General features: G+C 57.6%; 20 protein-coding genes. 14 read left to right on the forward strand and 6 right to left on the reverse strand.

What is annotated here, in order from left to right:
* The 6 genes from Q0F21_RS00570 to Q0F21_RS00595 all read right to left on the reverse strand — a co-directional run.
* On the reverse strand, positions 1–1,382 hold a 1,382-nt coding region (locus tag Q0F21_RS00570; RefSeq protein ID WP_297236395.1), incomplete at its 3' end, for an MFS transporter.
* Between the two features lie 31 nt (positions 1,383–1,413).
* Positions 1,414–2,508 carry an aldose epimerase family protein gene (locus Q0F21_RS00575; RefSeq protein ID WP_297236396.1) on the reverse strand — a complete coding sequence of 365 codons (1,095 nt, stop codon included), beginning with the start codon at positions 2,506–2,508 and terminating at the stop codon, positions 1,414–1,416.
* A gap of 112 nt (positions 2,509–2,620) precedes the next feature.
* Positions 2,621–3,205, reverse strand: coding sequence for a DUF4112 domain-containing protein (locus Q0F21_RS00580; protein ID WP_297236397.1), 585 nt, complete (start codon positions 3,203–3,205; stop codon positions 2,621–2,623).
* 4 nt (positions 3,206–3,209) lie between these two features.
* A complete protein-coding gene (locus tag Q0F21_RS00585; RefSeq protein ID WP_297236398.1) occupies positions 3,210–5,366 on the reverse strand; it encodes a hypothetical protein in 2,157 nt (718 codons plus the stop codon).
* 605 nt (positions 5,367–5,971) lie between these two features.
* Positions 5,972–7,138 (reverse strand): glycosyltransferase family 4 protein, encoded by a 1,167-nt coding sequence (locus Q0F21_RS00590; RefSeq protein ID WP_297236399.1) that lies wholly within the window; start codon positions 7,136–7,138, stop codon positions 5,972–5,974.
* Positions 7,139–7,168: 30 nt separating this feature from the next.
* Positions 7,169–8,227, reverse strand: a complete 1,059-nt coding sequence (locus tag Q0F21_RS00595) for a lysylphosphatidylglycerol synthase transmembrane domain-containing protein (protein ID WP_297236400.1) — start codon at positions 8,225–8,227, stop codon at positions 7,169–7,171.
* A 306-nt stretch (positions 8,228–8,533) separates the two neighbouring features.
* On the opposite strand from Q0F21_RS00595, the gene Q0F21_RS00600 reads away from it, so the two are divergent.
* The 14 genes from Q0F21_RS00600 to Q0F21_RS00665 form a co-directional block, all read left to right on the forward strand.
* Entirely contained in the window at positions 8,534–9,076 is a 543-nt protein-coding gene (locus tag Q0F21_RS00600; RefSeq protein ID WP_297236401.1) for a DUF177 domain-containing protein, read from the forward strand.
* A 44-nt stretch (positions 9,077–9,120) separates the two neighbouring features.
* The gene (gene rpmF, locus Q0F21_RS00605; RefSeq protein ID WP_297236402.1) at positions 9,121–9,300 is read left to right on the forward strand and encodes a 50S ribosomal protein L32; all 180 of its coding nucleotides are present in this window, start codon (positions 9,121–9,123) and stop codon (positions 9,298–9,300) included.
* 179 nt (positions 9,301–9,479) lie between these two features.
* Positions 9,480–10,067, forward strand: a complete 588-nt coding sequence (gene rbr, locus Q0F21_RS00610) for a rubrerythrin (protein WP_297236403.1) — start codon at positions 9,480–9,482, stop codon at positions 10,065–10,067.
* A gap of 920 nt (positions 10,068–10,987) precedes the next feature.
* Complete coding sequence (locus Q0F21_RS00615) at positions 10,988–12,442, forward strand: sodium:solute symporter (RefSeq protein WP_297236404.1); 1,455 nt, start codon at positions 10,988–10,990, stop codon at positions 12,440–12,442.
* Positions 12,439–13,593 (forward strand): DUF5009 domain-containing protein, encoded by a 1,155-nt coding sequence (locus Q0F21_RS00620; RefSeq protein ID WP_297236405.1) that lies wholly within the window; start codon positions 12,439–12,441, stop codon positions 13,591–13,593. The genes Q0F21_RS00615 and Q0F21_RS00620 overlap by 4 nt, the downstream gene beginning before the upstream one ends.
* Entirely contained in the window at positions 13,590–14,438 is an 849-nt protein-coding gene (locus Q0F21_RS00625) for an ATPase (protein ID WP_297236406.1), read from the forward strand. The genes Q0F21_RS00620 and Q0F21_RS00625 overlap by 4 nt, the downstream gene beginning before the upstream one ends.
* Positions 14,435–15,253 (forward strand): N-acetylmuramic acid 6-phosphate etherase, encoded by an 819-nt coding sequence (locus Q0F21_RS00630; RefSeq protein WP_297236407.1) that lies wholly within the window; start codon positions 14,435–14,437, stop codon positions 15,251–15,253. Before Q0F21_RS00625 ends, Q0F21_RS00630 begins: the two co-directional genes overlap by 4 nt.
* Complete coding sequence (locus Q0F21_RS00635) at positions 15,253–16,437, forward strand: serine hydrolase domain-containing protein (RefSeq protein WP_297236408.1); 1,185 nt, start codon at positions 15,253–15,255, stop codon at positions 16,435–16,437. Before Q0F21_RS00630 ends, Q0F21_RS00635 begins: the two co-directional genes overlap by 1 nt.
* A 171-nt stretch (positions 16,438–16,608) precedes the next feature.
* Positions 16,609–17,826, forward strand: coding sequence for a DUF1343 domain-containing protein (locus Q0F21_RS00640; protein ID WP_297236409.1), 1,218 nt, complete (start codon positions 16,609–16,611; stop codon positions 17,824–17,826).
* Between the two features lie 26 nt (positions 17,827–17,852).
* A complete protein-coding gene (locus tag Q0F21_RS00645) occupies positions 17,853–21,305 on the forward strand; it encodes a TonB-dependent receptor (RefSeq protein ID WP_297236410.1) in 3,453 nt (1,150 codons plus the stop codon).
* Positions 21,306–21,330: 25 nt separating this feature from the next.
* Complete coding sequence (locus Q0F21_RS00650) at positions 21,331–23,127, forward strand: RagB/SusD family nutrient uptake outer membrane protein (RefSeq protein ID WP_297236411.1); 1,797 nt, start codon at positions 21,331–21,333, stop codon at positions 23,125–23,127.
* Between the two features lie 31 nt (positions 23,128–23,158).
* On the forward strand, positions 23,159–24,592 hold the full coding sequence (locus tag Q0F21_RS00655; protein ID WP_297236412.1) for a DUF4623 domain-containing protein: 1,434 nt from the start codon (positions 23,159–23,161) through the stop codon (positions 24,590–24,592).
* A 115-nt stretch (positions 24,593–24,707) separates the two neighbouring features.
* Entirely contained in the window at positions 24,708–26,159 is a 1,452-nt protein-coding gene (locus Q0F21_RS00660; protein ID WP_297236413.1) for a family 10 glycosylhydrolase, read from the forward strand.
* Positions 26,160–26,191: 32 nt separating this feature from the next.
* Positions 26,192–26,696: glycoside hydrolase family 3 N-terminal domain-containing protein (locus tag Q0F21_RS00665; protein ID WP_297236414.1), on the forward strand; the 505-nt coding region annotated here is incomplete at its 3' end.

Consider the following 26,696-nt stretch of genomic DNA (forward strand, 5'->3'; position numbering starts at 1 on the left):
TTGGGCTTGCACCCCCAGAGGGCGTAGAAGAGGATCCATGCCTCACCGATGGCGACGAGGATCCAGGAGATGTTCCATCCGATACCATCAGCCATCGCACCCTGGATCACAGGGAGAAGCGCACCACCGAAGCAGCCCATCATCAGGATGCCGGATGCCTTAGAGGTGTAGCGGCCGAGGCCATTGAGGGAGAGGGCAAAGGTGGAGGGCCACATCACGGAGTGGAAGAGACCGATGGCGCATAGGAAGTAGGGATTCTCCGTCACCATGGCGAGGATCACGAGGATCAGAGCGGCGAGGGAGGCGACCATCAGCTGGGTGCGGGCGCTGACCTTATTGAGGAAGCTGCCGACAAAGCGACCAACCAGCATACCACCCCAGTAGAAGGAGGCAAGCGTGGCGCCGAGCTTGGCAGCCATGGCGAGGTCATTCATCGCATAGAGGACAATATTGGCACCCACGCAGACCTCCACACCGACGTAGAAGAAGAGGGTCACCAGCCCGAGTGAGAGCTGACGGAAGGACCAGACGCTATCGGGGAGCTTCTCATCGCCGGAGGAGACTCCCTCGATCTCGGGGAGATTGATGCGGGTGAGTGCAAAGACGATCACAGCCACGAGGATCATCAGGCAGAGGATCGGCAGGTAGAGGGAGGTGATATTGACCTCCAGTCCGCTCTTGCCACTAAAGATCACGTAGGCAACGAAGAGCGGGCCGAGCGTGGTCATGAGGGAGTTACCGGTACCGGAGATATTCTGACGCTGTACGCCGGTGGTGCCGGGGACGTCGCAGGCAACGAGGTAGGGATTGACCACCGCCTGGAGGTAGGTGAGCGCCGTACCGGCAACAAAGGCGGCGATGAGGAAGATCCAGTAGGCGATCGGGAGGGTTACGGGACCCTGCCAGGTGAGACCGGTGAAGTCGCCGGACTTAGCGGTATCGACGGCAAAGTTGCCCGTCTCAGCCGCAGCGGTCTGCATGGCAGCGATGCTTCCCTGACTCTCGATAGACTTCGCCTCATTGATTGCACCCTCAAAGCGGGACAGATCAAAGGTGTCGAAGCACCAGGCGGAGCACATGTAGATCGCAAAGGCGACGATCAGGATGCCGAGACCAAGGATGAGCGACTTCTTGTACCCATTCTTCTCGATGTACCGGGTACTGATCGGTCCCATCACGAGGTAGGCGAGGAAGAAGGCGAAATTGAGCGTCGTCGTCAGCGTATTGGTCATGCTACCGCCCTTGATGAGGTAGGCGGCCTGCATCGGGGCCTGGAATTGCTGATTGAGGTTGGTGATCAGGCCGATCAGAGCCATCAGCACCACCATAATGATGAAGGGCACCAAGTAATTGGGCTTCGTCTGATTGTACGTTTTAGTCATAAGTTATTGTGGAAAGTGTTAGAATGCATGGTCAGAGCTCCTCGTCCTCGATCTCCACGGTGGAGAAGGCGAAGGTGGTCCGGCTCTCATAGGTGTCTCCCGGGCGGAGGACCGTGGAGGGGAAGTCGGGCTTATTGGGTGAGTCGGGGAAGTGCTGTGTCTCGAAGCAGATCGCCGAGCGGGCGGGGTAGCGGCTCTCGCCCTTACCTCGCATATTGCCGGTGAGCCAATTGGCGGTATAGATCTGCACGCCGGGCTGGTCGGTCTGCACCTCCATGGAGATGCCGCTCTTGGGGGAGAAGCAGATGGCGCAGGGTCCGAAGGTCCCCGGCTCCTTATCCAGCACCCAGGTGTGGTCGTAGCCACGCGCCTGGAGGAGCTGCTTCTCCTCTCTGTCGATCCGCTCGCCCACCTCGTGCCAGTCGAGGAAGTCGAAGGGCGTCCGCTCCACCGCCTCAGCGGTGCCGAAGGGGATCGCCGTGTCGTCCGTCGGGAGGTACTTCGATCCGAAGAGCCTCAGCATATGGTCGTGGACGGAGGGGTCTCCCTCGCCGGAGAGATTGAAGTAGGAGTGGTTGGTGAGGTTGATCACCGTAGGTCGGGTCGTGCTCGCCTTATAGCGGATGTCGAGGGTATTGTCCTCCAGGAGGCAATAGGTCACCTCCACCTCCAGCTCGCCGGGGAAGCCCTCCTCACCATCGAGGGAGGTGTAGCGGAGTACGAGCGTGGCGTCATCCGTCTGCTCGGCGTCCCAGACCCGGAAGTTGAAGCCCGTGGGTCCGCCGTGGAGGCTATTGGGACCGTTATTGATCCTCAGGCGATAGGTCGTGTCATCAAGCGTAAACTTCCCCTTCGCGATCCGATTGCCGTAGCGACCGATGACGGAGCCGAAGTACTGCTCCTCCGTCCCGAGGTAGTCGTCGAGGCTGTCGTGTCCGAGGACGACGTCCACTGGCTTACCGTCCCGGTCGGGAACCAGCAGCTGGACGATCTTGCCGCCGTAGTTGGTCACCAGCATCTCCATCCCGGCCCCATTGGTGAGGTGAAAGAGATGGGTGGGATGACCACAGAGGTTGCGGTCAAAGCTCTCTGCGTCTATCGAGACCGGCTTTCTATAGTAGTTCATACGTAAGCATTAGTTAGAGTGGAGGATGAGCCGGGGGATCACCCGCCCGGGCGGTATTCCGTCATCAAATGTACACTTTTTTACCCTTACGCCCCACTAATAAGCAAATTATTTATTGTGCACCGCCGCCACCGAGTTCGATCAGCCAGCGGCAAAATAGGAGGAAAAGGTAGGCCAAGAGGACCACGAGGATGATCAGGACGATGATTGCCACGACAAAGTAGCGGGCTCGGCGATTGACCTCACGGATCGTCTCGCGGTCATCCTCGACGAAACCGCGAACCAGCTTAGCGGTCCGGCTATTGGCCCGGAAGAAGAAGTCCAGCACCGGACCGATAAAAGGAACCAGTCCGACGCAGAGATCGATGAGGAAGTTGTAGAGGATCGCCAGCGTCAGCGGCAGAGACTTGATCTTGCGGGTCGAGAGCCGCAGCCCCGGGATCACGAAGAGAAAGCCCACCACGTCGCCCGCATAGGGGATGAGACCGATGAGGGCATCCAGTCCATAGCGGTCCATATATCGGTCCGCCCAGAGGATGATCCGGTAGTCGCGGTCGCTGAGGAGCTCCTGCCGGCGCTCCTCCTTCCTCGCATGGCGCGCTGCCTCCGCCGCCCGAGCGCGGTCCATGGCAGCCTGCTCCTCGGGGTCCGTCAGCCGGAGCTGACGCCGTACCTGCTCTCGTCGTCCCTCGTGCATCGTCTTATACGTCCAGTGTCGTCTCGCCGCTGAGCAGCTTGCGGAGGTCATCCGGCCCGAGATCCTGCCGACCCTCCCCTGCGAGGAGCAGCAGGTCCTCACGGACACGCTCATCGGTCAGATCGGTGTGGACACGACGACGAACCTCGGCGACGAAGGCGGACTTATCGTCGATCTGCCGCATATTGTACTGAAAGGTCTCGCGGATCCGCTCCAGTTCGCGACGATAATGGTCCTCGGTCACCTTATTCGCCAGCTCCTTCTGCCGCAGAAGTAGAAGCTCATCGACAGCCGCTGCCGACCGCTGGGCAGCGACACGAGAGCGGGCAGAAGCCACCTGAGCCAACTGTCGGGCACGCTGCTCATCCCGAGGATCAGCGGGTCTCGAGGGGGCGACGGAGCGGGAGACCGTCTCCTTAACCACCGGCATCGCCTCTCGCTCCACCCCCTGCAGGCGCTGCCGGAGGCGATCGATCCGCTCCGTCATCTCGGCAGGAAGCGGCGACTGCTCCAGCTCCCTGAGAGACTGAGGAGCCATCAGCCGCTCCTCCAGCGGGCTCTCAATGATCTCACGAGCGATGGCGAGGAGCTTAAGCACCGGGGTGAGGTGCTCCGCCGCCCTGCTCAGCATCTCCGGCGACAGGGTCTGCAGCTCATGGATATGCTTCGTCAGATCCCCGGCATCCATGCGCGACTGATGGTACTCCTTGAGCGACTCATCGTAGATCCGTTGCAGCGAGTCGATCTCCTCGCCGAAGACCCTCAGGTCCACCCTCAGCTCCTCGTACTTGCGCACGATCTCGCCGTCGTACTTGTCCCACTCGGTGAGGTCGCGACCATAGCTCTCGCGAGCCTTGCCGAAGGTGATCATACGACGGAACCAGTTCGGCTCCTTCGGCTTAGCCCGGAGAGCCTCCTCGTAGCGCTCCTCCAGTGAGTCGAGTAGCACCTTCGTCGTCTCCACCTGATCCTTGTAGTAGGTGATATTGAGTCGGGCGTCGAGCATTTTCTCTTCCAGCTCCCGCATATGCCGGTGGATCTCCTCCCGCTCGCTGACGATCTGCTTCACCTCGGGGTCAGAGTAAAGCGCCTCCCGAAGCGCCCGCCACTCGCCAGCAAAGACCCGCTCCCCATACCGGTAGAAGAGGTCCGCCCGAGAGAGGTAGAGGTCGTTGATCGTCCGGTACACCTCCACCAGCCGCGCCATATCCGCCTGTATGGAGGAGGCATCCCGAACCACATCGCTCCGGAGGTCGAGGAGCTGACCTTTCAGTCGCGCGGTGTCCCCGACCGACTTACTGTAGTGGGAGACAAGATTGACCGCCGCCATCACGAGGGCAAAGCGGCGACCCGAGGAGTAGCTGTAGTCCCGCACCGTCTCCGAGAGACCGGCGCGAAAGTCCTCCGAGATAGAGCTAAGGAGCTCTGACGAGCGACCCGAGAGACTGTCGAAGGAGAGCCTCGCCCGACCATACATCCGGTCCACATCGATCCAGCGAAGCTTGTCGAAGTCGAAGAGCTCCGGCGCCACGCTATGGATCCGATCGCCAAAGAGATCCTTCAGCAGCGCCACCCACTCCCGATAGCTGTAGAGGATCTGCTCCCGCAGTTCGCCGTACGCGGTGATAGCCCCCTTGATGTCCCCCTTCGCCTCCTTATACGCCTCCACCAGACCGGCATAGCGCCGGAGCAGATCCTCCGACTCCGCCTGTATCGCCTTGATGCCGGCAGTACCGACGATGGTATCGACCGCCTGCTGAGAGAGCTGAGGCTTCACGCCCGGGCGGTAGTCCCGGGACGCCTCATCCACCTGCACGAGGACCCGGTCCATAGCTCTCTTCCCCTCCTCAAGCAGCTCCGTCACCACGCTCACCGCCTTTGCGCTGTCGCTCGACTCGATCAGGTCGATGATGCGGTACTCATCGACGAGGCTCTTACTGCTGCTGTTATTGAGGAAGGCCTCCCGGATATGGGGGTCATCCCCCAGCGACCTGTACGCCTCCCAGACCAGCCTGCTCACCTCGGACGAGTCCCCGGAGATGCCGTCACCCCGCAGCTCATAGGCGAGGTCGGCGCGGGTAAAGTGGTCGTCCCGGGCGACCAACTGGTCAGCAACAGACTTGATGCGCTCGTAGAGACGCTGCAGATCGATATCGGACATAGTGGAAATAGGACTACTATATATAATATGTGTGGACAGCCGAGACCAAAGGTCATCCCGACTGCTCAAATGTACCGCTTTTTCACCACAAGCCTCTCCAACAATCACTCGTCAGACTTATCCGACTTGTCCGACCCGTGCGACTTGTCCGATAACAGTCGCCACTATTACCGGGTTTAGTCATCACTATTACCGGGTTTAGTGATCACTAAACCCGGTAATAGATAATCCTCTGATCCGACAGACTTGCCTCGCCCCTCTTTGCTGCCGTCACGCATCCGACGTCCGGGGGAGGTCCCGACTCACATTCTTTGCAGAAGGTTATGCTTTTTCTTTGTTCTTATCAGTTCGTAATCATCACCATAAACTACGATACCGAATTATCTTGCGGATTTCATCCCGCAAGATGGGGGTGTATAGCGGCTTCTGCACCACACACGTCAGACCGTCCGCACACGCTCATCACGCAGAATACCGGAAGAACCCTTTTTGCACGATGATGTACAACCAAACTTCGTGGTATGCGATGGAGGACTATGCCGAGATCCACCAGAAGGACATGAGAAAACTCTATTTCAAGATTTCGGCTCAGTCCATAGGATAGACTATATGTAGCGGTCAAAGACGGACTTGTAGCCGGCGACCATGCGGTCCCAGGAGAAGTGGTCGGTGGTGTAAGACTGCCCTCGTCTGCCCCACTCCGCCAGCTCCTGCTGCGGCATGGAGAGGAGCTCGCGGATCTTGGCGATCCAGCGGTCGGGCTCCTCAGGCGGCAGAAGGGTGCCATTGGCTCCCTCGATCACCGCCTCGGTGATCCCCTCTATGCCGGAGGCGACCACCCAGGTGCCTCGGACACTTGCCTCGAGAGCGACGAGTCCGAAGCCCTCCTGGTCCCCCTCGACGGGGATATTGGGCATCACGAAGAGGTCCGCCAGCGAGTAGAGCGACATGAGATCGTCAAAGGAGACCCGCCCCAGGTGGTAGACGCCGGGGGTCGTCTCCAGCAGTTCGTCCAGCTCCGCCTCATCGGTGGGTGCCCCGAGGAAGAGCCGCAGGTCATTCCACGGTATGTAGCGCGTCACAGACTGCATGAAGGACTGCTCCTGCCGGCGTGGTCCGGTCATCAGCAGCACCACATCGGAGCCGAGAGAGGGCATCACATTCTTGATAAACCACGAGAAACCCTTCCGCCGTACCGAGCGTCCACTGGCGATGATCACCCGCTTGCCTCGCACGTCTACCCCTTGCGACAGCAGCTCCTCTGTGATCTCCTCTCGGCGATCGGGCTTATCCGCCAGCGACACATCGACGCCATTGGGCACCGTATAGGTGTGCTCGGGGTCAAACCCTCGCTTAAGACACTGCTGGCGGGTGTACTCGCTGACACAGATCGCTGCATCGTACTGCTCCAGCTTCGGGATGAGCTTATCCTGATAAAAGTCCAGCGGGAAGGTGACGTCCAGTCCGTGATAAGTGACGATGACAGGGATGTCGAGCTCCTTCTGCATCCAGAGCGAGGCGGAGGCCATCGCGCCATCATTGAGGTGGATCAGCCGTATCTCGGGATGGCTCTCGAGGCACTCCATAATGTGTCGCTTGAGAGCTGCGAGCCAGACCACCTTGGGCTGATCTCCTTTCTTATAGGTAAAGGAGTGGACCTTATAGTAGGCCCTGAGTCCCTTGATGAGCTCATAGCTTTGTCGCTCCATCCCTCCGGTGGAGGGGGGATACTTGTGCGAAATACAGAGTATCTCAGGCTTCTTACCAGTCATGGAATATCAGGATTCATAGTGATAAAAGGTCTACTCCACACTCCGCTTTGCCGGATGACGGCGATAGACCACGAGCGAAGCGATCCCCGCCACGGCGAGCCAGAAGAGCTGCCGTCCGCGCCGCATGAGCGAGGCGGCGAGCCATACTTCGTTGCTCTGGACGCCGATCAGGTCGAGCATCACCTTGTTCCCATACTCCTCGATGCCCAGCTGCCCGGGGATGACCGACCCGAGGGTCTTGAAGACCCCCACGCCCATCTCCACAGCGATGGCGTCCATCACCGTGACGGGGAGCCCCAGTGTGGTAAAGATGACGAAAAACTCCATCGCCCCGAAGACCCAGTGGACCATACAGAGCCCCAGCGTAAGACAAAAGCGGCGCTTGTGTCGGTGGAAAAACCGAGCTGCCTCGAGATTGGCAGCATAAGTCTTACGGATCCGCTCCTCGGAGAGGAAGGACCAGTGGGTCCGCCGGGCAATGCTGTCCACCGTCCGACCGATCAGCAGGCGGGGATGGACGAGCAGGCGGAAGAGACCGTAAAAGATAAGGGCCATCACCGCCACCGTGCCGAGAGCGACCAGTATGCCTCGCGTCCCATGTATCGCACTCCCCATCAGGATATAAAAGATTGCCACGATCGTCATCAGCACATTGGCGAGGATCACCAGTCCCCTATGGGTGAGGACGGAGCTGAGGGCGTGCTCGACAGAGATCCCGTCACGCCGCATCAGCATCACCTTCACCGTCTCACCCGCCACTACGCCGGTGGGATTGAAGGGCGCCAGCATATCGCCTATCAGTCGGTAGATAAAGAGTCTCCAGAAGGGCAGGCTCCGCTCCCCGCCGACGCTGAGACAGAGGCTCCAGGCGACATTGGAGGCCGCATAGGAGATAAAGGACATCAGGACGACTAAGGGGAGCATCACGGGTGTCTTCCGGAGCAGATCCCCAAGGGCGGAGAAGTCCACCGAGGCGACAAAGCGGACGACCAGCACCATCACCACCACGAGGAGACTCCAGGTGACGATTTTGATGATCCTCTTAGACTTCGCTTCGCCGTCAGGCAAGTTTTTTTTGCTCTTGGACATGTCAGTAAACCTGATCAGCTCCACTCAAAGGAGCGTGCAATAATACACTATTTTCCTATCATAGTCCTATATGTCAGTCTTACAGGCGATTGGGCGCCTCCGTCGTCCCCCTCACAGCCACATCGGTATGGCTCACTCTGTCATAGAGAGGTAAAAGCCCATATAACGCTTCTCGGTCTCAGCCGGCTTGCATCACCCCTGCCCGCGGAAGCACAAATGCCACGCCGCAGAGGGGGCAGCGTCGGTGGCTCCTTGCTTGACTGCAAAGGAATTAGTAAATTTGCGGTCTGAATAGAGCAGAAAGCCATGGAAAGGAGGAAGGATGCCTATAAGATCGACTTCACGGAGCCTCTCAGAGGTCCCGAGTCGCTCGCATACCACTTTGACGACGACTTCTTCTCCGAGCAGGGAGACGAAGAGATCCTTGGCGGCGACGTGGATCTGGATCTGGAGATCCAGCCTACATCGAGCCACTCGTACCAGCTACTACTCCACTACGAGGGGGCGGTCACCGTACCATGCGACCGCTGCCTGGCGCCCTTGGAGGTGGAGGTGGACACGGACGAGGAGATCACCGTCGAGATAGGTGAGGCACTGGATGAGGAGAATGACGAAGCCCTCGTCCTGGACGCTGCAGACCCCCGATATGACTTCAGCTTTATCTTCTACGAGCTCATCAAGGTGAGCCTCCCGATCGTCCACTCGCATGAGGACATCGCGGAGTGCGACCCCTCGGTAGTCAGCTACCTTATGGAGGGCGAGGCGCCCGAGGAGACGCCGGAGGATCCCCGATGGGAGAGTCTCCGCAAGAAGATCTCCGGGGAGGACGAGAGCGAGCCTCGTAAGTAAGTCAAGACAGAAAAGTAACACTCATATAATAGAAGTACATCATCATGGCACATCCTAAGAGACGTCAGTCCCACACCAGGACCAGAAAGCGTAGGACACACGACGTAGCCAAGACCCCCGCGCTGACACGCTGTCCCAACTGCGGCTCCTGGCACGTCTATCACACCGTATGCGGCACCTGCGGATACTACCGCGGTCAGATCGCCGTAGAGGTGGAGGAGTAAGATCCCGCCTGTACTGACAGATCCCTACCCACACGATCACCCTCGCCCGGAGCACTCCGAGCGAGGGTGATCCTTTGCCATATACCGACTTCTGGGTATATTTGTCGTGACAGTTAGTCTCCGTGGAGCGAGCTCCGAGGAGACAGGTAAGAAAAACTTTTACGACAGTACCGTGTAACATGGAAAAGAAAAGTATCAAGGGTACCGAGACAGAGAAGAACCTGCTGAAGGCATTCGCAGGCGAGTCTCAGGCACGCAATCGCTACCACTTCTCCGAGAGCGTTGCTCGCGAGGAGGGCTATGGTCAGATCGCAGACTTCTTCAAGCAGACAGCAGACCAGGAGCGCATGCACGCTAAGATGCTCTTCTCTCACCTCGAGGGAGGAGAGGTAGAGATCACCGCCGGTTACCCCGCAGGCAAGATCGGCACCACGCGTGAGAATCTCCAGCTCGCCATCGCCGGTGAGCATGAGGAGTGGACCCATATGTACCCCACGATGGCTGATAAGGCTGAGGAGGAGGGCTTCAAGGAGATTGCCACGCTGATGCGCAACATCGTCAAGTCTGAGAAGGAGCACGAGCGCATCTACCAGCTCTTCCTCGATCGTCTCGAGAAGGAGAACCTCCTAAAGGAGGAGGAAGAGGTAGAGTGGAAGTGCCGCGTCTGTGGCTTTGTCTTCAAGGGCAAGGTACCTCCCACGAAGTGCCCCATCTGCAAGCATCCGCAGGGCTACTTCGAGCGCATCTCCGACGCTCCGGTGATCTGATCGATCGCCGACTGAGCTCAGCCGAGCTCCATACAGTATAGTGTGCAGCACCATGGGTCATCCGACCTGTGGTGCTGCTCTTTTTTTTGAGACCATTGCAAAATGGTCTTTCGCCTTTTGCGCCGTCCGACTTGTCCGACTTGTCCGACTTGTCCGACAAGATAGCGCGCCTCAGCCCCCCTTATCAGAGGGAAATCTAAACCCGGTATTAGTGATCACTAAACCCGGTAATAGTGATCACTAATACCGGGTTTAGTTTGAGGGTGTAGGGCTGACGCATTTGAGTTCGATATTAAGCTATCTGATGCTCGTCTGAGAGGCTGACGCTTAGGCAGGCGGATGGGTGGTCTCTCTTATCGCTCATCTCCGATGTGACGGCGACCCGCAAGGGGTCGGGACACGAAAAAGACTCTCACACATCGGTCTTCGCCACTTCGTGGCTCGACCGATGCCTATGGAGCGGGCATCCTTGCGGATGCGGTTACGCTGCTAATGGACGAGTCTCGAGCGTGTCAGCCCCGGATCCCAAGAGCTCACTTCGTCAGATGCCGGACGGAGTGGCTCCATCATCAGCACGAGGCGGAGGTCTCTCCTACAGGAGGCTGTCCCGGAGCGGTACGGAGTGATGCCGGACGTATTATTAATTTACTTACAAAAGGAAGGCTATTTAGATAATACTTAACTCATATCTAATTCGGTCAAAAGAAAATTGGCTTACCATCAATAATTCAAAAAGTTTGGCTATCTTAGCAACCAGATAAGCCACAGCACTTCACTTTCCCGGCAGAGGTCGAGGGCTGAAGCACCGGCAAGTCACTCCACAGGACCCTCGCCACGAGGGTCACCACACCATTCACCACCGATCGGCTCTCGGGTGTTACTCGAGGTGGCGGTCGACAGAAACCTTAAGCCACCAACGTATGTCACCTTACTTAGTACTTGGTCTGACACTGGGATACTTCCTCCTGATGTTCCTCGTCTCCTACAAGGCGGGGCGCGAGGCGGACAATGCGGGATTCTTCATCGGAAACCGGTCCAATAACTGGATGGTCGTCGCGATAGCGATGATCGGATCGGGCATCAGCGGCGTCACCTTTGTCTCCGTCCCGGGGATGGTCTCCGGCAGCAGCATGGCCTACCTGCAGATGGCGCTCGGCTTCATCGTGGGGCAGGCGCTGATCGCCTTTGTCCTGGTGCCGCTCTTCTACCGCATCAAGCTCTTCTCCATCTATGAGTACCTGCGGGATCGCTTCGGGATGACGAGCTACAAGACCGGAGCGTGGCTCTTCTTTGTCTCCAAGATGCTGGGCGCCTCGGTGCGGATCTTCCTCGTCGTGCTGACGATGCAGCTGCTGGTCTTCGATCCGCTGGGGCTGCCCTTCCTCCTCAATGTCCTGATGACGATCGCCTTTGTCTGGATCTATACCTTCTTCGGCGGGGTGAAAAGTATCGTCAGCGTCGATGTGCTCAAGACGATCTGCCTCGTCGCCTCGGTCGTCCTCTCGATCGTCTTCATCGCCAAGGGGCTGGGGCTCGACTTCGGCGGCGTGGTGACGACGATCCGGGAGAGTCAGATGTCGAGGGTCTTCTTCTTCGACGACATCAATGACGGGCGCTACTTCTGGAAGCAATTCCTCGCCGGCGCCTTCACTATGGTGGCGACGACGGGACTGGATCAGGACATGATGCAGCGCAACCTTAGCTGCAAGAGCGACACGGAGGCGCGGCGAAATATGATCGTCAGCTCGATCTTCCAATTCTTCGTCATCGCCCTCTTCCTCATGCTCGGAGTGCTGCTCTACACCTACGCTGAGCGGATGGGCATCCAGCTGCCGGAGAGCAGCGACCAGGTCTTCCCCTTCCTCGCTACGGGAGACTTCTTCCCTGAGATTGTCGGGATCCTCTTCATCATCGGACTCGTGGCGGCAGCCTTCCCCGCAGCCGGCTCGGCGCTGACCGCCCTCACCACCTCCTTTACCATCGACATCCTGGGGGCGAAGGAGAAGGAGGAGAAGCGCCTCGCCAAGACCCGTAAGTGGGTCCATGTGGGGATGGCGCTGCTGATGGGCGTATGCATCATCGCCTTCGAGATACTCAATAATACTTCGGTGATCAATGCGGTCTACGTCCTCTCCAGCTATACCTATGGACCGCTGCTGGGACTCTTCACCTTCGGCATCTTCTCCAAGCGGCGGGTGCGCGACCGGCTGATCCCCATCGTGGTGATCCTGTCGCCGATCCTCTGCTACATCCTCGACAGCAACTCGGTAGAGTGGTTTGGAGGATACCACTTCAGCTACGAGATCCTGATCATCAACGCCCTCTCCACAATGCTGGGCCTGCTGATCTGTAGTCATAAGGCGGAGCGGGCATGAGTAAGGAGCAGGCCAAGGGGCGCATCGTCGCGATCGACTTGATGCGCGGGATGACAGTCGCTGGGATGATCCTCGTGAATAACCCCGGCTCCTGGGGACATATGTACGCCCCTCTGCAGCATGCGGAGTGGACCGGGCTGACACCGACGGACCTGGTCTTCCCCTTCTTCCTCTTCATCATGGGGGTGTCGATGTACCTCAGCCTCTCCAAGAGTCACTTCACCCTCAATAGACAGACGGGCTGGAAGGTACTCCGCCGGACGCTCCTACTCTGTCTCATCGGCTGGGTGGTGGGCTTCGTGGCAGTCTTCCTGAGACGGTGGTTCCACCCCGATCCGGAGGCGGATCTCACGGAGCGGCTGCTCCATGCGGTGGACTATCTCCCCCACATGAGGATCTCCGGGGTATTTGTCCGGCTGGGCCTCACCTACGGACTGGGGGCGCTGCTCCTGATGACGATCCCGCACAAGCGGCTGCCGGCACTCATCGGTGCGACGCTGGCGGGATACGCGCTGCTCCTGCTCCTCGGGAATGGGTACGTCTACGGACCGGAGAACATCCTCTCCCGGATCGACCGCGCCATCCTGACGGAGAACCATATGTACTCTGACAACGGTATCGACCCCGAGGGACTGATGAGCACCATCCCCGCCGTGATGCAGGTGCTGATCGGCAGCCTGGTAGGCGAGCGCATGATGCGCTACGAGGGCGACCGAAGGATCCTCGGGCTGCTCATCTCCGGGCTCTTGATGGCCCTCGTCGGCTACCTGCTCTCGGGCTGTCTCCCGGTAAGCAAGAAGATCTGGTCCCCCACCTTTGTCCTCATCACCTGTGGTCTCGGGGCGACCCTGCTGGGTCTGCTCGTCTGGCTGACGGAGGAGCGGGGCGGCGAGAGATACCTCGCCTTCTTCCGTCCCTTCGGAGCCAATGCACTCTTCTCCTACCTCGCCTCGACGGTGCTCTGTCTGCTCTTCCTCTACATCCCCGTGACGTCGGATGGACTCGGTATCGCCGGACTGTCATGGCGCCTACTCTCGGGAGCGATAGCCGAGCCGAAGCTCGCCTCTCTCACCTACTCACTGATATTCCTGGGCATCAATTGGCTGATCGCCCATACGTTATATAAGAAAAACATATTCATCAAGCTATGATACTAATCGCCGACAGCGGGTCCACCAAGACGGAGTGGACCGCTATGGATGATCTGACGGGGGAAGTGACGGGACACGCCTACACGAAGGGGCTCAATCCCTACTTCGTCACCGAGGAGGAGATCCGGGAGGAGATCCGGACGAAGCTTCTGCCGATGCTCCCCGTGGACTGCTTCACGAGGATCTACTTCTACGGATCCGGTGCGAGGGATGAGAAGCAACCGATGATCCGCCGAGCCATCAGCAGTCTGCTGGTGGGCGAGGTGACGGTGACGACCGACATGCTCGGTGCCGCCCGCGCCCTCTGCGGTCACGAGCCTGGCATCGTCTGCATCCTCGGCACCGGTGCCAACTCCTGCCGCTACGACGGCGAGGCGATCGTCGCCAACGTCCCCCCGCTCGGCTACATCCTCGGCGACGAGGGTAGTGGCGCGGTCCTCGGCAAGCACTTCATCGCCGACCTCCTCAAGGGACTGCTCCCGGAGAGCGTCGAGAGAGACTTCGAGGAGACCTATCCCGAGATCACCACCGCCACCGTCCTCGAGCGTGTCTATAAGGAGTCGCAGCCCAATCGCTTCCTCGCCTCGCTCGCGCCCTTTATCCGTAAACAGATCGACGTACCTGAGGTGCGGTCGATGGTCAGGGAGTGCTTCCGCTCCTTCTTCAGGAGAAACGTGAAGCTCTATAACAACTGGGAAACCACGCCGGTCCACTTCGTCGGCTCCATTGCACACAACTTCCACGCTGTCCTCGAGGAAGCAGCCGAGGCAGAGGGCATACATCTCGGACAGGTCCTCTCCGTACCGATGGAGGGGCTGGTTCGCTACCACACGATCAAGAAATGAGTACCGACTTTACCAACATCACCGAGTCCGCCTCCCTCTACGACCACTTAGAGGAGAAGAGCACGCTCGAACTGCTCACGGACATCAATCGCGAGGACCACAAGATCGCCGATGCAGTCTCCGATGTGATCCCCGCCATAGCCGGTCTCGTGGACGACATCCTGCCGAGGATGGAGCGAGGCGGTCGGGTCTTCTACATCGGCGCCGGCACCAGCGGACGTCTCGGCGTCCTCGACGCCTCTGAGATCCCGCCCACCTACGGTATGCCGCCGACGCTCTTCATCGGTCTGATCGCCGGCGGAGACTACGCCCTCCGCCATCCGGTGGAGAATGCGGAGGACATCGCCGACCAGGCCTGGGCAGATATGTCCGCCTACGACATCGGGGAGGACGACTCCGTCATCGGCATCGCCGCCAGCGGCACCACGCCCTACGTTCTCGGCGGACTCAAGGAAGCCAATCGCAGGGGTCTCGTCACCGGAGGTATCACCTCCAACCCCGGCTCTCCCATCGCCCTCACCGCCAAGCACCCCATCGTCACCGTCGTCGGACCGGAGTACGTCACCGGCAGCTCCCGCATGAAGAGCGGCACGGCGCAGAAGATGGTGCTCAATATGATCTCCAGCTCCCTCATGATCCACATGGGTCGCGTGGAGGGCAATCGCATGGTCGACATGCAGCTGAGTAATAAGAAATTAGTCGAGCGTGGCACCCGCATGCTGATGGACTACTACGACTGGGCCCACGATCGGGCGCAGGAGGAGCTCCTCGAGGCAGGGTCGGTCCGCGCCGTCCTGGACAAGTATACCAAGTGATGAAAAATAGAAAGACCTCCCTACTCCTACTGCTCCTACTCCTCTCCCTCTCCGGCACGGCTCAGGAGAAGCTCCTCCCGCGCGCTACTCCCGCTGAGATGGGTATGGATGCGGCTACCCTCGCCCGCTGCGACAGTGCCATCACGGTCTCCATCGCCGACTCACTCCTCCCGGGTGGCGTCCTGGCGGTGGTTCGGGATGGAAAAATGGTTTACCTCAAGGCCTACGGCCACCGCAGCCTCACCCCCACGGTGGAGCCGATGACCGTCGAGACGCTCTTCGACATGGCGTCGGTGACGAAGCCTATGGCAACCGGCATCAGCATCATGCAGCTCCTCGAGGAGGGGCGGATCACGCTGCGTGACCGCGTCGCCGACTACCTCCCCGACTGGGACCCCAAGGACCCGATCCGCATCGGGCACCTGCTGACCCACACCTCCGGACTGCCGCCCTACGCCTCCGTCTCCGAGGTACTCAAGCGAGGCGAGGAGACCCCACGCCGAGGGCTCGAGAAGCACATCGCCGAGGTGAAGCGTCTCTACGCTCCCAACGAGGGGCGGGCCACCTACAGCTGTCTCAATTTTATCACCCTCCAGTACATCCTCGAGCAGGTCACCGGCGAGACGCTCAAGGACTACGTCACCGGTCACATCTACCGCCCTATGGGACTACGGCATACCGGGTTTCTCCCCACCGGGAAGAACCTAAAGAACTGCGCTCCCACGGAGCTGCAGCCCGACGGACTTCCACTCCGCGGCGCCGTCCACGACCCGATGGCCCGTAAGCTCAATGGTGGCATCTCCGGCAATGCCGGACTCTTCTCTACCGCCGAGGAGATGGCAGCGCTCTGCACCATGCTGATGGATGGCGGACTCTGGCACGGCAAGCGGATCCTGATGCCCAATACCGTCCGCGTCTTCACCACCCTGCACCCGGCCTTCCCCAACGAGAGCGGCCGCACACCCGGCTTCGGCTCCTTCCCCAATATCTGGGCGATGGGCGACCTGCTCCACGAGGGAACCTTCGGCCACACCGGCTACACCGGCACCTACGTCAGCATCGACCCCGAGACACGCGTCGCCATCATCTGGCTCGCCAATCGGGTCCACCCGCACGACAATACCTCCACCACCCGACTCAATGAGGTGATCTCCAATATCGTCGCCTCCTCAGTCCTCAAGTAACCACCACCTATGGTCCCTGCAATAGCCTCTTCACTAATACCGGTAAAAGAGAATTCTATTACCGGTAATAGAGAAACCTATTACCGGTAATAGACACAACTAATATCGGTAAAAGAAATCACCCCTGTAGACTCGGCTATTACACCTACCCCTTATAAAACTCCCCCACCTATGACAGTAAGACAAGATATCGCCCTCGCCCTGCTCCTCCTACTCTCCGCCCTCTCCGCCTCAGCACAGCTGCAGGTGGGCGCCGACCGGATGGACGAGATCGTCCGCCTCACCGAGGGGAAGAGCGTGGGACTGGTTGCCAATCAGGCGGCCGTGCAGACCGACCCGGCACACACTTTCCTACTCGATGCCCTGATCGACAGCGGGGTCGAGGTGAAGCGTCTCTTCTCTCCCGAGCATGGCTTCCGCGCCATGGCAGATGCGGGAGCAAAGGTTGACTCCGCCACAGACCCGGTCTCCGGTCTCCCGGTCATCTCCCTCTACGGCAAGCACCATAAGCCGACGGCTGAGGACTTCGCCGGGCTGGATGTGGTCCTCTTCGACCTGCAGGACGTGGGGGTGCGCTTCTTTACCTACATCAGCACCCTCTACTACGTCATGCAGACCTGCGCCGAGACCGGCACGCCGATCATCGTCCTCGACAGGCCCAATCCCCACGACGCGGTAGACGGTCCGGTACTTAAGGACATGAAGTACCGCTCCTTCGTCGGGATGTTCCCCATCCCCGCCGTCCACGGGCTCACCATGGGCGAGCTGGGACGGATGATCAATGGCGAGGGCTGGCTCGGTGAGGGACTCACCGCAGACCTGACCGTCGTCACCCTCCTCGGGTGGAAGCACGGCGACCCCTACAGCCTCCCCGTTCGCCCGAGCCCCAACCTCAGGAGCGACCGCGCCCTGCTGCTCTACCCTACCCTCTGCTTCATCGAGGGGACCTGCTGGAGCGAGGGACGCGGCACGGAGCAGCCCTTTGAGCAGACCGGCTATCCGGACAAGCGGATGGGCTGCCACACCTTTACCCCACAGAGTATCGCCGGGGCACACGCCCCCAAGCATGAGGGCAAGGTCTGCTACGGACCCGACCTCACCGAGTATACCGTCGAGCCGGGGATCAATGTCGAGATCCTCACCGACATAGCCGCCCGCAGCAGCGCTGCCGGCGTCAGTCTGATCACCAGACCGCAGTTCTTTGACCTCCTCGCCGGAGGTCCCACGCTCCGTCAGCAGCTGGAGTCGGGCGTCTCTCCCGAGGCGATCCGTGCCGGCTGGCAGGCGGACCTCAACGACTACATTTCCATGCGTGCCCGCTACCTCCTCTATCCCGACTGCCGCTACGGCTGCAGCACGGGTGAGAGATTCTGTAGTTCGACTCGCTAATCACTAATTATTTCACTCCAGCTATTATGAATGTCAAGACAGAGCTCTGCAGCAGATGGCGCCATAGCAGCACCCTACTCCTGGGGCTGCTGACCTGCCTCCTCCTGCTCCCCGCCACGCTGTCGGCCCAGTCGAGAGTGACGGTCAAGGGTACCGTCACCGACGAGACCGATCAGCCGGTCATGAGTGCATCAGTCAAGGTCATCGGCGTGCCCAATAAGGGTGCGATCACCGACCTGGACGGGCACTTCACCATCACTGATGTGGCCTCCGATGCCACCCTACGCATCTCCTTCGTCGGCTACATCCCGCAGGAGATCAAGCTCAACGGACGCACCAGCCTCACGATCAAGCTCCTGCCGGACAGTGAGCTCCTTGATGAGGTGGTCGTAGTCGGCTACGGTACCCAGAAGAAGGAGAACCTCACCGGCGCTGTCGCCAGCGTCGACGTGGAGAAGACGATGGGTAGCCGCCCACTCCCTGATGCTGCTCGCGGACTCCAAGGTACCATCCCCGGTCTCTCCATTACCGTCCCTACAGGTGAGGTGGGTAGTAGCCCGGTCGTTAAGATCCGCGGTCAGATCGGATCCATAGCCGGAGGAAGTACACCTCTTATCCTCGTAGACAACGTAGAGGTACCCAGCCTCAACTACATCAACCCCAACGACATCGAGAGCATATCCGTGCTTAAGGACGCCGCATCAAGCTCTATCTACGGATCTAAGGCTGCCTTTGGTGTCATCCTGATCACCACAAAGAAGGGTGCCAAGACGGATGTCACAGACATCACCTACTCCAATAACCTTACCTTCCAGTCTCCCTTTAAGAAAATCGAGATGGCAGGAGTCGAGGGTCTGGAGTACACCCTGGACGCACATCGTAATATGAAACAGTCCGGACCTGCCGGCGGCTTCTGGAGAGTCGACGAGACCAGTATCGAGAAGGTCAGGGAGTGGCAGCAGAAGTATGGAGATCTCCCTGCCGACGCACCTGTCGTCTACGGACGAGACTGGTGGTGGGACGGCACGCAGAAATTTGGCTATCGTCTCTACGACCCCATCTCCCAGATGGTCAAGCCGAGCGCCTTCTCACACAATCACAACCTCTCTCTGAATGGCAAGAGGGGAGACACCTCCTACAATCTCTCCTTTGGCTACCTTAGTCAGGACGGTATGATGAAGCCGGCTAAGCAGGACAACTATAGCCGCTTTACCTTCAATCTCAATCTCTCCACTAAGATCAATGACCTAATCAGCGTGAGAGGCGGTGCCAGGTACGCAGACGGCACCAAACGCTACCCCAATGCAGCATATGGCTTTGGTGCGGATCCGTGGCTCTATCTCTATCGATGGAGCCGGCTCTTCCCTCAGGGAGTACGCACCCAGCACGGAGAGATCATCCGTGATCCCTACTGGGATACCGTACAGGCCAATACCAATAGCGATCGCTCTCGGTACTCCAATTATACCGCAGGTCTGACGATAGACTTTACAGATGACTGGGATCTACAGGCAGACTACTCCTACACGACCACAGACTCTCGAAACATCTCCTCCATGCCCACCATGAGTGGAGCATTTCACTGGTATGGTGTGAACCCGTGGGTAGACGAGAATGGAGTACAGGTCTATGTGGATGAGAACGGAAACCCGACCTCGGAAGGCGGGATGCCGGCCTATCGCTTCCCGATGACCCAGTATAAGGCCAAGAGCAGCACCTACTATCGGATGGCTAGCTCGCTATCCGAGCTCCATACGTTCAATGCCTTTACGACCTACAACCTCCTCCTGGCAGACGCACACAAGATGAGGTTTATGCTCGGTACGAACATCACCGCCTCTGAGTGGGCAAGCCACTTCTCTCGCCGCGATGAGCTGAATATCACGGACAACCCACAATTCAACTTCGCTGATGGTAAGGAAACCGTCGGTGGTGGTGCCGGCTGGGGATCGCAGGTAGGATTCTTCGGGAGATACAACTACTCCTATATGGACAAGTATCTCCTCGAGATGAACCTCCGCTACGACGGGACATCTAAGTTCCCCAAGGATCTCCGCTGGCGCTGGTACCCCTCTCTATCCGCTGGATGGGTGGTAAGCAATGAGCAATTCATGGAGAGCATATCAGACTATCTCTCCTTCCTCAAGCTACGTGCCTCCTGGGGTGTGATCGGTGACCAGTCGGTATCCAACAGCCTGTATCTCTCCACCATGGAGCTACGCAAGAATAGCTGGCTACACTCAGATGGCACTCAGTTCTATGGACTGACGACCCCCTCACCCGTCTCCTCAAACATCACCTGGCAGGATATCGAGACCCTCAATCTGGGAGCGGATGTGCGCTTCTTTGATAACCGCTTAGGCTTCGTCTTTGAGTGGTATCAGAGGGACACGAAGAATATGATCATCGACGGCGAGGCTCTGCCGAATACCTTTGGTGCCTCTGCGCCTAAGGGCAACTATGGTCACCTCCGCACACGTGGATGGGAGCTCGGGATGGACTTTACCCAGCACTTTGGTAATGACCTTACCCTGACCATCAACGCCAACATTGCCGATGCCATTACCGACATCGTCAAGGCTGCTGACTGGAACACTCCATGGGAGAACCGACTGATCGACAACACCTTCACCACCGGTAAGAGGTACGGAGACCTCTATGGCTATGTGACAGACCGACTCTACCAAGCAGAGGACTTTGTCCACGATGCCGATGGCAACATCGTTCAGACCCACGTCATCTGGGAGGGCAACGATAAGCTGACCAATAAGCTCGCAGGTGACAACCCTGTCTATCAGACCTACTTCGAGGACGGCAATCAAGTCTTGCTAAATAGCCCCGGTGACGTCAAGTATGTAGATGTCAATGGGGACGGATACATTACGCCAGGTAAGGGCACCTTTGGAGATCCCGGCGATCGGGTGGTGATAGGAAACTTCACACCCCGCTATGAGTGGGGACTTCGTCTCGGTGCTGAGTGGAAGGGTCTCGACTGCTCCATCTTCTTCCAGGGAGTGGGCAAGCGTAAGATCTGGGGTAGTGGTCAGCTCGCCATCCCGGGATACTTCGCCAAGGAGGGAGCTATGCCAAGCACCTTTGCCAAGGACTACTGGAGACCTGACCGCACGGATGCATTCTATCCCAGAGCTTGGAATAACAGTGGTGCAAACCAGGGCTTTAACCTCAAGACACAGAGCCGCTATATGCTCGATATGTCCTATGCCCGCATCAAGAATATCACGCTCGGCTACACACTGCCTAAGAAGTGGACCCACTACGCCGGTCTCAAGACGGTACGTATCTATGGTACGATGGAGAACTTCTTCACCTTCGACAAGCTGCGCGGTCTGCCGATCGACCCAGAGGCTGTCTCCGGATCATCTATGCTGCGAACCGACGGCAATTATAATATGGGTCGCACCGGTACATCCAATCCTTCCTTTAAGTCCGCATCTCTCGGACTTCAGATCACTCTATGATTAACCTCTCAGAATCACAAATCATATGAGACTCAATATTTCAAACATCATATCCGGCTTGGCACTTCTGCTGCTCACGCCTATCTGCCTATCCAGCTGCTCGGATCTCCTCGACAGACCTCCTAAGACTTCGGTCAATGACGATGCTACCACCTGGAGCGACGAAAACCTGATCCGTAACTATGTCAATGATCTTATACCTAAGTTCTTCATAGGCTATGACGACACGGACATGCACACCGGAGACTTTAGCGACGATGCTGTCTACATGGGACGACAGGGGAACTTCCGCCGATCAGTGCCCTCCTCCTCGATCTGGAATATGAAGACTCTCCGCAGCATCAATCTGCTGAGCGATCGGCTCGACACCTATGCCAAGGGCAAGCTCACAGATGAGGCGTACAACCACTGGATGGGTGTGGCTCGCTTCTTGAGAGCGTACGACTATGCACTCCTGACCCGTCAATGGGGAGATGTACCCTACTACGATCATCTCGTCGGCGATAGCGAGCTGGACGAGCTCTACAAGGAGCGCACTCCGCGTAACGAGGTCATGGACCATGTCTATGACGATCTTAAGTTCGCCCTGGAGAGTGTCCGACTGAGCGATGGCGACCAGCAGATTAATCGTTACTGGGTAGCCGGTGTGGCTGCTCAGATAGCACTGACAGAGGGATCCTGGCAGAAGTACTACTACAAGGATCAGGAGCGTGCAAAGAAGTTCTTCACGTTCGCACAAGAGGCTTGCGAGATGATCATCTCCAGTGGCAAGTATCGCATCGATGGCGACTACAAGTCTCTCTATACCTCTGAGAGCCTCGCCGGCAATCAGGAGTGCATCATCTACAGAGTATATGACCTGACCACCAATGTAGGGCACATGCTGGCTCACTACAGCAATACCGCCAACTCTATCGCCATGGGTGGCACCACTGACCTCCTCAAGTCCTACATCTGCGTAGACGGCAAAGTGAGATCCGAGTCCGATACTAATGGTGCTGACTCCTACCGCCTGTCGGAGATGATCAAGACGACTGACTCTCGGTTTGAGGCAACCTTCTATGATCAGCCCACTCCTATGTCCAAGGGCTCATACTTATTCCCGAATAAGTTCTTCCCCCGTCGTCTTGAGGGTGTGAATCCTCTGCCACCGGAGTATCAGGGAGCTAAGAATACGACAGATGCCCCGATACTGAGATATGCGGAGATCCTTCTGATAGACATAGAGTCTAAGGCTGAGCTCGCTACAATGGGCGGTTCACCGGTGACTCAGGAAGATCTTGACCGGACCATCAATACCATCAGGAAGCGCCCTCTCGCCAAGGAGGCCGTAGCCAAGGGCGTCCAGCAGACTGCACCTATACAGCTGGCAGCTCTCCCCAACGATCCGGACCGCGACCCCTCTGTGAGTCCACTTCTGTGGGAGATCAGACGTGAGCGTCGTATGGAGTTTGCATTTGACGGTATGCGCTTCGGTGACCTCAAGCGATGGGGTAAGCTGGAGTACATGGACACCTCCAAGAATGCAGATCTCCTCTCCGGCTCTTGGGTAGACTTCCAGTCAGACAACGTCACGCTTGACAGCAAGAACATCGGTGTGACAGCCGTCGTCGCAGAGGATGGCACCATGATTGTCTATAACGGTAAGAATAAAGCAGCTCTCAAGGGCTTTTTCCACGAGACCTCCACGGAGGGTCGTCAGCCCTTCCTCGGACTTGTAAATGTCAATCCCTACCTCACTCCAGTCGGAAAGAATCAGATGGACGACTACAAGAGTAAGGGCTACGTACTGAAGCAGACCGAGGGGTGGCCGCAGCAGTAATTGTCTCACTCGAAGATAATGACTAAAGAATATGAAACTCAAAAACATACTACCAGCTCTCCTGATGGCCTGTCTCGGTCTGTCACTCGGACTGACTACCACAGGATGTAGCGACAAGTTTCCTACCAACGTGGAGTCACCTGACAAGGCAGAGCTCCTCGGTCTAAAAATAATCAATGCAGGTAAGAATGGCGATCAGGTGGTAGAGGGAGTCGTTGACGACTTCTCTAAGACGATCTCGTTCCCTCGAATCGATCCTGAGACCGACCTGTCCGCCCTCAAGTTTGAGGCAAAGATGGCACCCGGAGGTGCCCTCGACAAGGAATCCTATGCAGTAGAGGTTCCCGAGGGGAGCGACCGTCAGACAATCATCGTCAAGGTGGTCAATGGCAAGCACTTCCGTGAGTACTTCGCAACGATACGACTGCTGGTGCCGGTCTATGGTGCTGACTTTGACAAGACCAAGATCCATGACTACACCGCAGCTACGCTCAAGGACACCCATCCGGAGTATAATGGCTTCGGTGGTCTGGTGACTCGTGGAGCAGGCATGAGCGAGAAGTGGGTCGTCGTACCGGCTCGAAGCTCAGTCGGTGCTCACGTCTTCCGCACCGAGGATCTGCTGACAGGTAAGTTTGATCCCATCAAGCTCAATACTGAGGGTATCGGGGGCGGTATATTCCCGATCAATATGGCAGAGGTCATCGGGGATCATATCTACATCTCCAACCTTGCCGGTGCACTAAATGCTAAGGTTTACCACTGGACCGACCCATCCAAGGCGCCGGACTTGCTCCTTAAGTTTGATGCTAATAAGATCGAAGGCGGCGGCAAGCGCTACTTCGATAACTTCTCCATCACTTTGGATGAGCAGGGCAACGGATACATTTATACCGGGGATAATGCTCAGACCAATATCCTTCGATTCCCAGTCAAGGACTTTACTCAGGCGGACGCCGATGCCTGCTCCGTACTATCCTCTCACAAAGGTCAGTCTCCTTACGTCACGATGCTTAGAGCGGGTAACTCTAAGTACTACTTACTCAATGGATTTGAGATGCCGCTTAAGGTGACCGATGCAGAGGGGAATGCACTCTACACTACCGGGAGTACGACCCTCCCGGTCAATCTCCAGAGTAGTAGAGTCGTGTACTTCAATGGTGAGCGTTACCTAATAGGTGTAACAGCCGCTCGCAGAGGTGAGCAGTCTCCTGTACTTATGGTGTACAACATCACTCAGGGCAAGGACGAGCTGGAGGGCATCAAGATACTTGATGAGTCCGGACAGAAACCGCTCCTGGAGGTCTCACTGCAGGGAACCACAAATGCTGCACCCGGGACCAACACCGGCTGCTTTGTCAAGAAGGATAAGGAGGGCAAGGACGCCACTCTCTATCTCTTCGGCTTCCACAGCGATGCAGGATTTGCCATTGCAGAGATTCCTGCCAAAACCCTTGATGACTAATCACTAAGCCATCTATTTTCCGTTAATATGTGAGATCTCCCCGGCAGGTCTAAGCTTGTTACCAGGCTCAGATCGTCTCGGGGAGATCTTTTTTCTGTACTTTTACAAAAACAGTATGAATTACAGACCACTATACAGTATCGCCGTCGCACTCCTGATGATCGTAGGACTGGCAGGGTGTAAGAGGGAGGGCGGATCCGGAAGTGAGCCTACTCCACCTACTCCACCGCAAATGCCCACGATAAAGATCCCAAGGGGAGAGCTACGTGCCGTCTGGATGACGACGGCATGGGAGCTAGACTGGCCACACGGCAACTATAATCCTAAGGTGCAAAGGGAGCTCTTCACTGACAGACTAGACTTGCTCCGTAAGTATCACTTCAACGCAGTATTTTTTCAGGTACGCCCGATGGGCGATGCCTTTTATGACTCAAAGTACGAACCTTGGAGTGAGTCTATCACAGGTAAGAGAGGACAAGATCCGGGATATGATGTCCTCGGCTTTATGATCAAGGAGGCACATGAGAGAGGGATGGAGTTCCACGCTTGGATCAATCCCTACCGCATCGAGACTCGACCGGACAATAAAAAAGCCTTCGGCCCACTGCACCCCTCCATCCCCAGGGAGTGGGTATGGGATCTGGAGAAGATCCGGATGTACAATCCGGCCCTTCCCGAAGTAAGGCAGAGGCTGCTGGATATCATCGATGAACTACTGACAAAGTACCCGGGCATCGATGGGATACACTTCGATGATTACTTCTACCCCGAGCAGAGTCAGGGGGCATTTGATGATGCAGCAGACTACGAGAAGTACGGCTCTGAGTACAGCACCGTCACGGATTTCAGAATTGATAATGTCAATAAGATGGTCTCCTCTGTTAGTCAAATGCTACGGACGAAACATCCCGGCGTCACATTCTCCATCTCCCCCGGATCCAATGCAGATCATAACCTCAAGGATCTCTATGCTGACACCCGACACTGGTGTAAAAATGGCTGGCTTGACTTGATCATCCCCCAGCTCTATCAAGCGATCAATCCCACTAGTCAGTCTGGTTTTTATCAGAGGCTCTCTTGGTTCTGCCAGTATAGCTACAAGACTCCCCTGGCAGTTGGACACGCCGCCTATAGAGTGGGAGAGGAGGGGTTTAGCACCAATGCAGATGAGATTAGCAAACAGATCGCCATTGCCAGGAAAGACCCAAGGGTCTACGGTGGCATCTACTATAGGTTGCAAGATCTGGTGGACAATAGAGGAGGTATCCTTGATCGACTCAGTAAGGAATACCCGACAGTGATGCCTCTTCCTAGCTTCTCACGGATGACCAAACAAGTATTACCCGTCAAGGACCTCAGCTACAATGATGGACGACTCACATGGGTCACGACTGGAGAGACTCGATCTGTCGTCTACTTCACCTCTACTCCAGAGCAAGAGGCTGTAGTGCTAGCTATTACCAAGGGGAGCTCCCTTGAGGTGAGCCAAAAGGGGTACTACTGCGTGACGGCACTCAACGAGGATAACCTCCAGAGCAAGATCTCCGAAGTTTTGGAGCTAAAATAATTCACCCACAACTAAGACACAGATAATTACTTATGAAGAGAATACTATACGGTGTGGCGGCGGTGCTGCTGCCACTGATGACAGGCGCTCAGGTCGTCGAGCCGAGGATGATGAGAGACGTGGAGCGTAAGGCCGCCGCTGAGGCGTGGGCCGATAGCGTCCTCGCCACCCTCTCGCCCCGACAGCAGGCGGCCCAGCTGATCATGCCGATGACTTGGCCCAAGGTGGATAAGGCCGGACTCGACAACTGGCACCGACAGGTGCTGGAGGGGGAGTTTGGCTGCGTCCTCTGGCAGAAGGGCAGCCCCAAGGATGTGGTCCGGCTCGCCAACTGGATGCGCCGCGAGGCTCGCGTACCTATGCTGGTGGCTATGGATGGCGAGTGGGGACTCTCGATGCGCTTCTCCGACTCGATGAAGTGGCCCCGTAATATGCTCCTCGGCGCCACTGACGACCCTCAACTGGCTTATGAGTATGGTCGGGCGACGGCAGAGGAGGCGCGCCGCGTCGGCATCCACGTCAACTTTGCCCCCGTCC

It is taken from the genome of uncultured Porphyromonas sp. (assembly GCF_934359325.1).
In the GTDB taxonomy this organism is placed as follows: Bacteria; Bacteroidota; Bacteroidia; order Bacteroidales; family Porphyromonadaceae; genus Porphyromonas_A.